Genomic DNA, 13251 nt, shown 5'->3' on the forward strand with positions numbered 1-13251 from the left:
TTAGGCCTTCTCGCTCGTGCGTCCGCGAGAGATCTCCTCGCGGGTGCGCTCGGCAACGACCTCGCCGCTGTCGAGATCGGACACGCCGCGTCCGGCGCTGAGCCACTGGCGATGGAACTCTTCGACGGCGACCTTGAGGGCCTCCTCCGTGTCGGCGTCCAGGTCGCCGGTCGATGCGATCGTGTTGAGCACGGTCGAGTTGGCGTGGAGGTGATCAAGCAGCGCCCGCTCGAAACGCAGCACGTCGGCTACCTCAATGTCATCGAGGTAGCCCTTGGTCCCCATCCAGATGGAGGCAACCTGGTCTTCCATCGCGTAAGGCGTGGACTGGGGCTGCTTGAGCAGCTCCATGAGGCGCTCGCCTCGGGTCAGCTGGCGTCGGGTGGCCGCATCCAGGTCGGAGGCGAACATCGCGAACGCGGCCATCGAACGGTACTGCGCGAGGGTCAGCTTCAGGGTTCCGGCGACCTTCTTCATGGCCTTGGGCTGGGCGGCGCCGCCCACTCGCGACACGGAAATGCCGACGTCGACGGCGGGTCGCTGGTTGGCGTTGAACAGGTCGGACTGCAGGAAGATCTGGCCGTCGGTGATAGAAATGACGTTGGTCGGAATGTAGGCCGAGACGTCGTTGGCCTTCGTCTCGATGATCGGCAGGCCGGTCATCGAACCGCCACCGAGGGCATCCGAGAGCTTCGCGCAGCGCTCCAGAAGGCGGGAGTGCAGGTAGAAGACGTCGCCCGGGTATGCCTCGCGGCCCGGGGGCCGGCGCAGGAGCAGCGAAACGGCTCGGTAGGCCTCCGCCTGCTTGGACAGGTCGTCGAAGACGATGAGCACGTGCTTGCCCTGGTACATCCAGTGCTGTCCGATGGCGGATCCGGTGTAGGGCGCCATGTACTTATAGCCGGCGGGGTCGGAGGCCGGGGACGCAACGATGGTGGTGTATTCCATGGCGCCCGCGTCCTCCAGGGTGGAACGAACGGAGGCGATGGTCGAGCCCTTCTGGCCGATCGCGACATAGATGCAGCGCACCTGCTTGTTCGGGTCGCCGCTCTTCCAGTTTTCGCGCTGGTTCAGGATCGTGTCGAGAGCGATCGCGGTCTTGCCGGTCTTGCGATCGCCGATGATGAGCTGACGCTGGCCGCGTCCCACGGGGATCATCGAGTCGATTGCCTTCAGGCCGGTCGCGAGCGGTTCGTGGACGCTCTTGCGCATCATGACGCCGGGGGCCTGCAGTTCGAGAGCACGGCGCCCGTCCAGGTCGGTGATGTCGCCGAGGCCATCAATGGGACGCCCGAGGGGATCGACGGTGCGGCCCAGGTAGCCGTCGCCGACGGGAACGGAGAGGACCTCGCCGGTGCGGTGGACGACCTGTCCTTCTTCGATGCCACCGAAGTCACCGAGGACGACGGCGCCGATCTCGCGCTGGTCGAGGTTCATGGCCAGGCCCAGCGTCCCGTCCTCGAAACGCAGCAGCTCGTTCGCCATGGTGCCGGGCAGGCCCTCGACGTGCGCGATACCGTCGGCCGTTTCGATGACGTGCCCGACCTCTTCGGTAGCCACGTCCGCCGGACGGTAGGACTCCATGAAGGAGTCCAGTGCTCCGCGGATTTCCTCCGGGGAGATGCTGAGGTCAGCCATGAGGATTCCTAACTGATTGATAAGTGGGTTGTGTCTGTACGAGGGGCACTAGCTGGCAATCGCGTCCCGCGCTTCGCCGAGCCGGGTGGCGAGCGAGGCGTCGATCGCGGTCATGCCGGCGCGCAGGCGGAAACCGCCGATGAGGGTGGGGTCGACCGAGATCGCCATGTCGACGGTCACTCCGTAGCGCTTCTCGAGGATTCCTCGAAGGCGCGACACCTGTGCTTCGCTCATCGGCGAGGCTGTGGCCACGGTGACGAAGAGGCGATCCTGCATGGTCGCGGCCCACTGGGCGTAGCGACGGAGGTTGTGCAGGAGACGACCGTGATTGGAACGTCCCACCGCGCGGCGCAGCAGACGCATCGTCCAGGCGCTGATGCGATGGGAGAACAGCGAGCTGGCCAGGTCGCCGCGCTCGTGAGCGTTTCCGGTGGAGGTGTCGGACAGGCGCACGCGCAGGTCCCGATGGTGTGCCAGAAAATAGCGCACCTGGAAGAGCTCCTCGCGTACCTGATCAAGTGCCCCCCGCGTTCCCGCAGCGTTCAAGACCGCGAGGATCCCGAGGACCTCGAGAGCGTTGGTCACGTCGCTGGGGCGGCGCCAATGGTCGGCGACGACGATCCTGACGACTGTCATGGTCGCCCCCGTCACGTGCGAGCCGAATGCCCGCGTGGCCAGTTCCTGCTTATCCGAATCCGAGCGCGCCGGATCCGTCAGCGCACGTGCCAGTCGCGCGTTCTCCTTGAACAGGTCGGCCAGGCCGAAGAAGTCCTCGGCAACGCGCATCGCGTCCGTGTCGGGCGCGTGGAGGGCCGCGACCAGGTCGCCCGCGAAGGGAACCGACTCGATCGTGCGCATGGTGGTCATCGCCTCTCCTCGACTCGGGCGCTATCAGCCTCGAGTTCGTCAAGGAATCGATCCACCACGCGCGAGGTCAGCGCCGTATCCGTGAGCTGCTCGCCGATGATCTTCTCGGCCAGCTCGGAGGCGAGCAGACCGACCTCGGAGCGCAGAGAGATCTGCGCGGCTTGCTTCTCGGCCAGAAGCTGACGCTGGGATGCCTCGAGGATTCTGTTGGCCTCGCCGGTGGCTTCGGTGCGCGCGGCCGCCACGATGGCCTTTGCCTCGTCGTTGGCGCGTTCGCGTATCTCGTGTGCCTCGGCGTGTGCCTGGCGGATGATCTCCTCGCGCTCGCGCGCAGCGGCGGCCTGGTCGGCCTTCGCTTGCTCGGCGGCGCCGAGGCCCTCCTCGATCGCTGCCGCCCGCGCGTCCATCGTCTTGTAGATGCGGGGCAGGGCGTAGCGGCCGACGAGAAGGAGAACGATAAGCAGGACGAGGGCCGACCAGAAAATCTCGTACAGCGGCGGCAGGATGACGGCGAGGCCGCCGACCTCCTGGTCCGCAGCGGCGACAATCTGGTGCATGGCGATCACTTAACGATGAGCGGCAGAACGAAGCCGATCAGGCCCAGGGCCTCGACCATACCGGCGCCGATGATCATGTTGGTGAAGAGGCGTCCGGCAACCTCGGGCTGGCGGGCGGTCGCTTCCTGGGTCTTGCCGACCATGAGGCCGATACCGAGGCCGGGTCCCAGGGTGGCCAGGCCGTAGCCGATGTAGGCGAATGCTGCGGTTCCCATAGTGGTTTCCTTCTGTTTGTAACGCCGAGTGGCGTTGGGGTCAGTGGTGTTCGATGGACAGCTTGATGTAGACGGTCGACAGGATCGTGAAGATGTAGGCCTGCAGGAAGGCCACGAAGACCTCGAAGCCCGTCATGACGAACATGGCGGCACCCGTCAGGGCAGAGGCGGCGGAGAGCACGGAGAGCTCGTGGAGCAGGATCGCCGTGCCGAAGTAGGTCATGCCCAGCAGGAGGTGGCCGGAGATCATGTTGCACAGGAGTCGCAGCGTCAGCGTGACAGGGCGAACGATGAAGTTGGAGAGGAACTCGATCGGTGTGATCAGCAGGTACATGGGCACGGGCAGGCCGGGCGGGAAGAGCTGGGAGGAGAAGAATCCTCCGATGCCCTGCTTGGCGACGCCGGCGCCGATGAAGGTCACGTAGGTGATGATCGCGAAGACCATCGGCACTGCGACGACGGAGGAGGCGGCGATGTTGATGCCCGGGATGATTCCGGCGATGTTCATCGACAGGACGCCGAAGAACAGGAAGCCGATGAAGCCTGAGAACTTCCGGCCCGTCGTGGGACCCAGCATGTCGAGGGCGACGTTGTCGCGGATGTATCCTGCGATGGCTTCCACGGCCATCTGTGAGCGCGTGGGAACCAGCTTCGGCTTGCGAGCCACCGCCACGAGGACGACGCACACGAGGAACCCCATGATGACCCGCGCCAGGGTGAGCCGGTTGAACTCGAAGAAGGTTCCTTCGCCGAAGATCACGGAGGGAAAGAAGTCCTTCAGGGAGGGCTGGTGCGCCTCCTGCGTAAACGCGGCGGGGGCCGTTGCAACGAGGACGATCAGGAGGATCGCCAGACTCACCCAGTACCAGCGTGGCTTGGACGCTGTCGAGCGAGCGGGCGCGTTAGTGGACACCGAGTGTGCCTCCTTCATCGGGACTCCAAGGGCAGCGTCACTGCGCGGCTAACTCACTCATTCTATACGCCAAGGCGTGGGGCAGCACGCGCAGGGGCTACTCGCCCTCGGGTCGGGGATCGACGTTCATCGTGCGGCGGCGCATCATGAGGACCATCTCCACGCTGGAGGAGACGATAATGGCCGCGATCGTGGCGATGGCGGCGACGCGAACACTGACGCCGAGCGAACTCGGAACGTACAGCCCCAGCGCGAGCAGCGCGATCTTGGCGGCGTATCCGCCGCTGACCCACGCGATGAAGTGGGAGGGAGAGCGCAGCGCGCGCGAGGTGAAGAACCACTGCGCCGCGAGGATGAGAACGACCATGGCGAGTGCGAGAACGTAGGTCATGCGGGGGTTTCCTCTCCCGTGTCTTCCTTCGGGAACTCTCGTGTAGTGACGGCGACGCCGACGGCGGACGCACTGATCGCAACGAGGGCGACGAGCCACCAGTCGTAGACGAGCAGTCCGACGGCGGAGACGCAGACGATCATGGTCCACATCCACAGGATCGCGACGACCCCGCGGTGGGAGTGGCCGGCCACAAGCAGCCGGTCGTGGAAGTGAGAGCGGTCTGCGACGAAGGGGCTCTTACCCCGTTTCATGCGCCGAATCGAGGTGACGACGAGGTCGGCGACGGGCATGAAGATAACGGACATCGGGAGGATGAGGGGCAGCCCCGAGACGATCATCTGCTGGCGCCCCAGCAGCGATGGATCGATCTTCCCCGTGACGATGATGCCCGCTGCGGCCAGCACCAGCCCCATGGTTTCGGCTCCTCCGCCCATCATGATCGAGGAGGGGTGGAAGTTGAACCAGAGGAATCCCGCGCATACACCAAGCAGGGTGATGACGACGAGGCTCGCCGTCGTCGCGTAGGAGGCGGCCCCCATGAGGCGGGTGATGATGTAGGAGTAGATGAAGAAGGCCCCCGCGCCGATGGCGATCATGCCGGAGGCCAGGCCATCGAGCCCGTCAATAAAGTTGACGGCGTTCATGATGCCGACGATGAAGAAGACTGAGACGAAGAGCCACAGGCGTGAGGATCCCAACGTGATGCCGAAGATCGGGAAGGACGCGAGCTGGACTCCCCCGAAGGCCATGCCTCCGGCGATGAGGACCTGGCCGCCGAGTTTGGCCATCCAATCGAGTTCGATGATGTCGTCGATGATGCCCAGGACGCACATCGCCCCCGCTCCGGCCATGACCGCCCACGGGATCGTGGTGGTAAACAGCGGGGCCATGTAGGGAATGCGCGAGGCAAGCACCATGGTGGCGATGAGAGCAATCGTCATGGCGACGCCGCCCAGGCGCGGGATGGGCGTCTTTTGCAGGTCGCGTCCGCGCAGGGGCGGCACGATGCCGAAGCGAAGGCACGTCCAGCGGACCATGGGGGTGAGCAGAATCGTCAGGGCCATCGCGATGGAGGCCAGCAGCACATAGACCTTCACGCGCGCCCCACCTCCACGGGCGCGATGGACACGCCCGCCCTGGAGCTCAGTTCTTCCAGGCTGATAGCCCCCAGGCGGATGGCGCGTGGTTCGCCGTGGGCACAGTCGATGATGGACGAGGCCGTGGAGGCCCGGGTGGGACCACCGTCCAGGTAGGCCCCAACGCGCGCGCCGAAGGAGGCGACCGCCTGCTCAACCGTCGTGGCGGGAGGCTGGCCCGTCAGGTTCGCTGACGTGACGGCCATCGGGCCGAACTCTTTGAGGAGCCGCAGCAGCGCGTCCTGGTTGGGCATGCGCACGCCGATCGTCCCTGCGGTCTGTCCCAGATCCCACCCGAGGTCGGGACGGGCACGCAGAATCAGGGTGAGTGCGCCGGGCCAGAACGCCCGCGCAAGGGCGCGCGCTGCGTCGGGGACATCAACGCACAGCGTATCGATCGCGTCCACGGAGGCGACGAGGACGGGCGGAGGCATCTGTCTCCCACGCCCCTTGGCGGCCAGGACCTCCGCCACGGCCTCGTGGTTGGCGGCATCGCACCCGATGCCGTACACCGTGTCGGTGGGGACCACGAGGATCCCCCCGTTGCTCAGTACGGCGGCCGCGCGCGCGAGGGCCTCGTCACGCACGGTCGGCGCGATGGTCAGGATCGTCTCGGTGCTCATCGGCTTCATTGTGTCACGGAAGCGCCCGCCGGCGTCGATTGAGGTAATCGGGCGCGCAGGAAACGTGCGCGTCCGGCGAGGTCGGGAGCCGTCGACACGTCGCACAGGCCGACCGCCCGGGCGCGCTCGCGCAGGCACTCGGCTTGACTTGGCGAGTGCTCCATGAGGAGCACTCCGCCCGGGCGCAAGAGGGTCAGGCACCGGCCAATGATACGCACGGGGATGTCGGTCCCATCGGAGCTTCCACCGTAGAGGGCGGAATGGGGATCCGCCGCGGCTTCAGGCTGGGTCGGCATCTCATCGGCGGGCACGTAGGGCGGGTTCGTGACGACGACGTCGACCATCGCGTCCAGGTGCGCAAGAGTCGCCGGATCTGTCGCATCACCGCGTTCGAGGTGGACACCGCGCGCTCCCAAAAGGTCGCGGTTGCGGCAGGCCAACGCGAAAGGATCGGGTTCCTTCTCGACCGCCCAGACCTCGGTGTGCTCAGCCTCCGTCGCGACCGAAAACGCGATGGCGCCCGATCCGGTACACAGGTCCACGACGCGGGCTTCACCGCGCGCTCGCACGACGGCTGCGGCCTCGTCAATGGCCAGGCCGGCGAGCACCTCGGTCTCGGGGCGAACGACGAAGACACCGGGGATCGATTGCAGGGTGAGGGAGCGGAAGTACATGCGCCCGGTGACGTGCTGAAGCGGGATGCGCAGGGCCCGCTCCCCCACCCCGGATCGCAGCTTCTCCGCCTGCTCCGCCGACAGCGTGGTGGGAACAGACCACGGCGAGGACACCCCGCACGCCCACTGGAGCAGCTCGCGCACGTCGGCATCGACCGAGTCGACCCCGGCCGCGCCGAGGCGTGTGCGCGCCCAGGATCGCGCCTCGGTCAGCTCCCACCCGCCGTTCACGTTCACGCTCACGATCGCGCGGCCGCTGCCAGGCGTTCGGCCTCGTCGGCCTCGCGCAGCGAGGAGATAACGGCGTCGAGCGCGCCCGATAGGACAGCATCAAGGTTGTGGGCCTTGAAGCCGGTGCGGTGATCCGCGATGCGGTTCTCCGGGAAGTTGTAGGTGCGGATGCGTTCGGAGCGGTCCACGGTACGTACCTGCGAGAGACGCTGAGCCGAGGCCTCGGCCTCCCTCTTGGCTCGCGCCTCGGCCGCCAGTCGCGAGGCAAGCACACGCAGGGCAGCCTCCTTGTTCTGCAGCTGTGACTTCTCGTTCTGCATCGACACGACGATGCCGGAGGGTAGGTGCGTGATGCGCACGGCGGAGTCGGTCGTGTTGACCGACTGTCCCCCCGGGCCGCTCGAACGGTAGACGTCGATGCGCAGGTCGGCCGGGTCGATGACGATCTCGTCGTCATCCTCGATCTCGGGCATGACGAAGACCCCGACGGCGCTCGTGTGGATGCGGCCCTGGGATTCCGTGATGGGTACGCGCTGAACCCGGTGGACGCCACCCTCGTATTTCAGGTGTGCCCACACGCCCTCGTCGGGCGCGGGCGTGCCCTTGGCTCGGATCGCGAGTGTCACGTCCTTGAATCCGCCGAGCTCTGTGTGGGTCGCGCTCAACTCGGTAACGCTCCAGCCGTGCGCCTCCGCGTAGCGCCCGTACATGCGTGCCAGGTCGGAGGCGAATAGCGCGGATTCCTCGCCGCCCTCACCGGCCTTGATCTCCAAGATGACGTCCATTGCGTCCTCGGGATCGCGCGGGGCCAAGATCTTCACCAGCGCTTCGTGTGCGGCTGCTTCCTCTTCTTCGAGGGCGGGGATCTCGTCTGCGAAGGAACGATCTTCGACGGCCAGCTCTCGCGCGGCCTGTAGGTCTCCGGCCGCCGCGCTCAGGCGGTCGGCCGCTGCCTTGACGCGGCCAAGTTCGGCGTAGCGGCGCCCCACGCGGCGCATCAGCTGCGGGTCGGCCAGGGTGCGCGGATCCGCCATCTGCGCTTCGACCTGCTCGTATTCGGCCAGCAGGGGTTCCAGGGCGCCGAGCTCATCCGTCGCGGCCACGATTCACCACATCCTTTGCTTCGTAGGGTTGAAAAAGCGGCGGCGCCGCCGGCCGTCAGGCCGACGACACCGCCGTTGAGCTAGCTGCCCACCCTCACTTGGAGGGACGCACGCGCTTGCCGTAGCGAGCCTCGAACTTGGCGACGCGGCCGCCGGTGTCGAGGATCTTCTGCTTACCCGTGTAGAACGGATGGCAGGCAGAGCACACGTCCACGCGCATCTCGCCGGAGGTGATGGTGGAACGGGTGTGGAACGAGTTGCCGCACGTGCAGGTCACGACGGTGTCCACGTACTCGGGGTGAATACCCTTCTTCATGGAGTTTCTCCTGGATCGTTTGATGCTCCGGGTCCGGACATGCAGCGTCCCTCGCATCTGGCGGGGGCTCGCCCTCCAGCGCGCGGCAGCGCCTGGGGCATGCCGGTGAACCGGTCAGCCGACACGACATTATGGCACACGCTCCCCCACGCCTTCAACGACGAGGCGCCCGAGCAGACGTGAGATCGGCTATGGGCGAAGCATCGCAGGCCGAGAGCGGGCGGGGCGATCAGTCGGTGGGCGTCGTCTTCTGAATGAGCATGAGGAACTCCGCGTTCGACTGGGTCTCCTTGAGCTTATCGAGAACGAGTTCGAGGCCCTGCTGCTGGTCGAGGGTTCCCAGGACTCGGCGCAGCCTCCACATGATGCGCAGCTCCTCGGGCTTGAAGAGCAGCTCCTCACGGCGGGTGCCCGACGCATTGAGGTCAATCGCGGGGAAGATCCGACGCTCGGCGAGCTGGCGCGACAGGCGCAGCTCCATGTTGCCGGTGCCCTTGAACTCCTCGAAGATGACCTCGTCCATCTTCGATCCGGTCTCCACCAGCGCGGAGGCGATGATCGTGAGCGAGCCACCCTCGGAGATGTTGCGCGCCGCCCCGAAGAACTTCTTCGGCGGGTACAGGGCGGAGGCGTCAACACCGCCGGAGAGAATGCGCCCCGATGCGGGTGCGGCCAGGTTGTACGCGCGCGACAGGCGGGTGAGCGAATCGAGGAGAACCACGACATCCTGACCGAGTTCAACGAGGCGCTTGGCGCGCTCGATCGCCAGCTCGGCGACAGTCGTGTGGTCGGAGGCCGGACGGTCGAAGGTCGAGGCAATGACCTCACCGTTGACGATCGAGCGCATGTCGGTAACCTCTTCGGGACGCTCGTCCACCAGGACGACCATGAGGTGTACCTCGGGGTTGTTCAGCTCGATAGCCTTGGCCATCTGCTGGATAACCATCGTCTTGCCCGCCTTTGGAGGCGAAACAATGAGGCCGCGCTGTCCCTTGCCCACCGGAGCAACCAGGTCGATGACGCGCGGGGTGTAGGCCTTCGGCGAGGATTCCATGCGCAGCTGCTCGGAGGGATAGACGGGGGTGAGCTTGCCAAACTCGCGACGGGCCTGCGCCTGTTCAATCGTCATGCCGTTGACGGAGTCGACGCGCACGAGGGCATTGTACTTTTGGCGCTGACGTTCGCCCTCGCGGGGCAGGCGCACGGCGCCGGCGACAGCGTCTCCGCCACGGAGCCCCCAGCGCCTCACGTTACCCAGGGTGACGTACACGTCGTTGGGGCCCGGAAGGTATCCGGAGGTCCTCACGAAGGCGTGGTTCTCCTGGATGTCGAGAATGCCCGCGATCGGAGCGAGGTTGTCCTCTCCGCCGCGACCAGAACGGTTTTCGCGCCCCTCGCGATTGTCACGTCCCTCACGGCCTTCTCGGTCGCGGCGGCCGCGTCGGCCGCGTTCGCGGCGAGGACGACGCCCCTCGGTATCATCGCCGTCGGGCAGCTCAATGTTGAGGACCGTCTCGACGACGGTTCCATCCTGCTCCGCGGCCGCTTCGGTGCGCTCACCGGCCGGAAGCGGCAGATCGAGAGTCACGTGCGCGGGTTCGACAGCGCCCTGGGAGACGGCACGACGACGGCGGGAACGGCGGGGGGCGTCGGGGGACGAGGAAGCGTCGGAGGCCGTCTCCTGCTTCTCTTCCCGCGGAGCCTTCGCAGGAGCGGGGGCCTGCGCGGCGGGCTTGTCCGCGACCGACGTGGCCTCACGCGGGGTCGAAGCGTTGGCGCCGTTGCTCAAGAGCTCGATCAACTGGGATTTGCGAAGCTGAGAAATGCCCTTGAGGCCGCGGGAGGCGGCCAGCGCCTTGAGCTCGGGCAGCTTCATCGCCGACAGCGACGCAGTCGTCATCTCGGCGGGAGATTCGTTGCTCACAAAGTGATCCTTACTGGAATGCGCCCGTAACGGGCGAGGTGAATGCTCAAGCACGAGAAATAGCTTGAGAGGAAGATGCGCAAGAGGGGCGCACCGCAAAGGTCGGGGTCGAGCTTTCGACTCGGACCTGGTCAAAATATAGCAAGACCGCCAGCCACCTGCCGATCAGACAGGATGACTGGCGGTGGTTGCGCACAAACTCACAGGCTCCGATCGCCTAGAAGCCCGTCGCCGCAAGGCCTCCTCGGGTAATCTGCACACCCGATTCCGGCACACCCAATGGAACCACGCGCCATCCGGCGGCGGCCGCGTCGCGGCGAACGTCCGCACCGACCGATTCGAGGGAGAGAACCGTGGGTCCCGCCCCGGAGACGACCGCCGCGTAGCCCGTAGCGCGCAGCCAATCGACGAGCGAGAGCGATGCTTCCATCGCTCGTCGACGAGGCTCTTGGTGCAGGCGGTCGCGGGTCGCCTCCATGAGGAGGGAATGCAGGTCCGTCTCGGCGCCCGGCTCGCCTCCCGCCAGGAGCGCGGACAGGAGGGCGGCGCGTGCGGTGTTGAAGCGCGCATCCTCGTGGGGAACGTGCGCGGGAAGGGCCTGCCGGGCAGCGGCGGTGCGCAGCTCGAAATCGGGGATGAAGGCCACCGGCGCAATGGCGCTGGGCGGGCTCAGCCGAACGGCACCGGAGTGCCCCGTCTCTTCATTCGTCCAGGCCACGGTTGCTCCACCAAAGACTGCCGGGGCGACGTTGTCCGGGTGGCCTTCCATCTGCGTTCCGATCTGGAGGATCTCGTGGCGCCCCAGCACCTCGGCCTCGCCAATGAGCGCGCGAGCCAGGGTCGCACCGGCGACGATTGCCCCCGCCGACGACCCCAGTCCACGCGAGTGGGGGATGCGATTCGTGCAATGCATGCGCAGCCCGACCTGCGGCGCCCCCACCCGGTCGAGCGCCATCCGAAGCGCCCGGACCACGAGGTTGTCCTCTCCCTGCTCGACGTTGCCAGCGCCTTCCCCATCAACGACGACCGAGGTCGGGCCGGTCGTCGCGTGGACAGTGACGTCGTCCCACAGGTCCAGGGCAATGCCCATGCAGTCGAAACCGGGTCCGAGATTTGCGCTCGTCGCGGGAACCCTGACGGCCACGCAGTCATCACGCAGGCGCACGTCACTCCCCCTCAACGCGGATGGTCGACGTGACCTCGCGCACCGCGTCCGACACCGCCAGCGCCCGCGCGACGGCGCGCAGATCCGCTTCGCGGGCCTTGTGGCTGGTCACGACGATGACGCAGGCGCCGGGGACCTCGTCATCACGCTGGTGAACCGATTGGATGGACACGCCGTGGCGAGCAAAGATGCCGGCCACGTCGGAGAGAACTCCCAGGCGATCCTCGACCTGCAGGCGGATCTGGTAGCGGGTGTAGGTCGAACCCGGATCGAGGATCGGCAGGTGGGCATAGACGGATTCGCGCGGCGCATGGCCACCGAACGCGCGGTGGTGGGCCGCCGCAACAAGGTCCGACAGGACGGCCGAAGCGGTCGGGGCGCCACCAGCTCCCTGCCCGTAGAACATGAGGCGTCCGGCCGCCTCACCCTCGACGAGGATCGCGTTGAAGGCGCCATCGACGGAGGCGAGGGGATGGTCGGAGGGGATCTGAGCGGGGTGAACGCGCATCGCGACACCCTCTCGCCCGTCCTCGCCAATGCGACGCTCGGCGATGGCAAGAAGCTTGATCGTGTGTCCGACTCTCGCCGCTTCCTCCATGTCTGCAGCCGTCACGGACGTGATGCCTTCGACTGCGACGTCGTCGATACCCACGCGCGTGTGGAAGGCTAGGGAGGCCAGGATCGAGCACTTGGCGGCCGCGTCGAGCCCATCCACGTCGGCGCTCGGGTCGGCCTCGGCGAATCCGAGTTCCTGCGCCTGGGCGAGGGCCTCCTCGTAGCTGAGTCCCTTGGAATTCATCGCGTCCAGGATGAAGTTCGTCGTCCCGTTGACGATTCCCATCACCGTGGTGATGCGGTCGCCCGCGAGGGACTCGCGCAGGCCGTAGACGACGGGCACGGCTCCCGCGACCGCCGCCTCGTAGTAGAGGTCGGCACCATTGTTCGCCGCGGCCTCGTAAAGCTCCGGGCCGTGGGCGGCGAGGAGTGCCTTGTTGCCGGTCACCACCGAGATCCCCTGGGAGAGGGCGCGCAAGACGAAGGTGCGTGCCGGTTCGATACCGCCGATGAGCTCAACGACGATGTCCATGGAGTCAATTGCCTCGGCGGGCTCCGTCGTCAGCAGCTCCCGAGCGATCGGCGCGTCGCGAGGCGCGTCCACATTGCGGACAAGCACCCGACGAACCTCCATCTCCGCTCCCGAGCGCGCGGCGAAATCCTCGCGACTCGACTGCAGGATGCGAATGACCTGGCTACCGACGGTTCCGGCGCCGAGGACGCCAACTTTGAGGACTGGACGGGGTGCGGACATAGGGTTTACTCCTTGGTCGGATGGGCACTGAGACAAGTGTATGTGCTTGTTCAGTGACCCTAGCGAGATCAAGGACCTTGGTCCCATAATTTTGCCCGGACTAACATGGGACTCATATCGTGAGACGGAGAACATAGCGAAGCGGGCGGTAGGGGTTGTCTGCTCACCGCCCACCGTAGGACAATG

At 66.5% G+C, this 13251-nt stretch carries 14 protein-coding genes; all 14 read right to left on the reverse strand.

Annotated elements, in window-relative coordinates; genetic code table 11:
- Entirely contained in the window at window positions 1–1638 is a 1638-nt protein-coding gene (atpA, locus tag HMPREF9006_RS02605) for a F0F1 ATP synthase subunit alpha (RefSeq protein WP_009211982.1), read from the reverse strand.
- Window positions 1639–1686: 48 nt separating this feature from the next.
- A complete protein-coding gene (locus HMPREF9006_RS02610; protein ID WP_009211983.1) occupies window positions 1687–2505 on the reverse strand; it encodes a F0F1 ATP synthase subunit delta in 819 nt (272 codons plus the stop codon).
- Window positions 2502–3062 carry a F0F1 ATP synthase subunit B gene (gene atpF / locus HMPREF9006_RS02615; RefSeq protein WP_034230901.1) on the reverse strand — a complete coding sequence of 187 codons (561 nt, stop codon included), beginning with the start codon at window positions 3060–3062 and terminating at the stop codon, window positions 2502–2504. Before atpF ends, HMPREF9006_RS02610 begins: the two co-directional genes overlap by 4 nt.
- Window positions 3063–3067: 5 nt before the next feature.
- Window positions 3068–3277 (reverse strand): ATP synthase F0 subunit C, encoded by a 210-nt coding sequence (gene atpE, locus HMPREF9006_RS02620; protein WP_003792932.1) that lies wholly within the window; start codon window positions 3275–3277, stop codon window positions 3068–3070.
- A gap of 40 nt (window positions 3278–3317) precedes the next feature.
- Entirely contained in the window at window positions 3318–4208 is an 891-nt protein-coding gene (gene atpB / locus HMPREF9006_RS02625) for a F0F1 ATP synthase subunit A (RefSeq protein WP_009211985.1), read from the reverse strand.
- 79 nt (window positions 4209–4287) lie between these two features.
- On the reverse strand, window positions 4288–4581 hold the full coding sequence (locus HMPREF9006_RS02630; RefSeq protein ID WP_009211986.1) for a hypothetical protein: 294 nt from the start codon (window positions 4579–4581) through the stop codon (window positions 4288–4290).
- Complete coding sequence (locus HMPREF9006_RS02635; protein ID WP_009211987.1) at window positions 4578–5681, reverse strand: MraY family glycosyltransferase; 1104 nt, start codon at window positions 5679–5681, stop codon at window positions 4578–4580. Before HMPREF9006_RS02635 ends, HMPREF9006_RS02630 begins: the two co-directional genes overlap by 4 nt.
- A complete protein-coding gene (locus HMPREF9006_RS02640; protein WP_009211988.1) occupies window positions 5678–6352 on the reverse strand; it encodes an L-threonylcarbamoyladenylate synthase in 675 nt (224 codons plus the stop codon). The genes HMPREF9006_RS02635 and HMPREF9006_RS02640 overlap by 4 nt, the downstream gene beginning before the upstream one ends.
- On the reverse strand, window positions 6349–7260 hold the full coding sequence (locus HMPREF9006_RS02645; RefSeq protein WP_009211989.1) for a N5-glutamine methyltransferase family protein: 912 nt from the start codon (window positions 7258–7260) through the stop codon (window positions 6349–6351). Before HMPREF9006_RS02645 ends, HMPREF9006_RS02640 begins: the two co-directional genes overlap by 4 nt.
- Window positions 7257–8351, reverse strand: coding sequence for a peptide chain release factor 1 (gene prfA / locus HMPREF9006_RS02650; RefSeq protein ID WP_009211990.1), 1095 nt, complete (start codon window positions 8349–8351; stop codon window positions 7257–7259). Before prfA ends, HMPREF9006_RS02645 begins: the two co-directional genes overlap by 4 nt.
- Window positions 8352–8445: 94 nt before the next feature.
- Window positions 8446–8667, reverse strand: a complete 222-nt coding sequence (gene rpmE / locus HMPREF9006_RS02655) for a 50S ribosomal protein L31 (protein ID WP_009211991.1) — start codon at window positions 8665–8667, stop codon at window positions 8446–8448.
- Between the two features lie 229 nt (window positions 8668–8896).
- Window positions 8897–10591 carry a transcription termination factor Rho gene (gene rho / locus HMPREF9006_RS02660; protein WP_009211992.1) on the reverse strand — a complete coding sequence of 565 codons (1695 nt, stop codon included), beginning with the start codon at window positions 10589–10591 and terminating at the stop codon, window positions 8897–8899.
- Between the two features lie 217 nt (window positions 10592–10808).
- Window positions 10809–11756 carry a homoserine kinase gene (gene thrB / locus HMPREF9006_RS02665; protein WP_009211993.1) on the reverse strand — a complete coding sequence of 316 codons (948 nt, stop codon included), beginning with the start codon at window positions 11754–11756 and terminating at the stop codon, window positions 10809–10811.
- Between the two features lies 1 nt (window position 11757).
- The gene (locus tag HMPREF9006_RS02670) at window positions 11758–13065 is read right to left on the reverse strand and encodes a homoserine dehydrogenase (protein WP_009211994.1); all 1308 of its coding nucleotides are present in this window, start codon (window positions 13063–13065) and stop codon (window positions 11758–11760) included.
- Between the last annotated feature and the right edge of the window lie 186 nt (window positions 13066–13251).

Source organism: Actinomyces sp. oral taxon 180 str. F0310 (genome assembly GCF_000185285.1).
In the GTDB taxonomy this organism is placed as follows: domain Bacteria; phylum Actinomycetota; class Actinomycetes; order Actinomycetales; family Actinomycetaceae; genus Pauljensenia.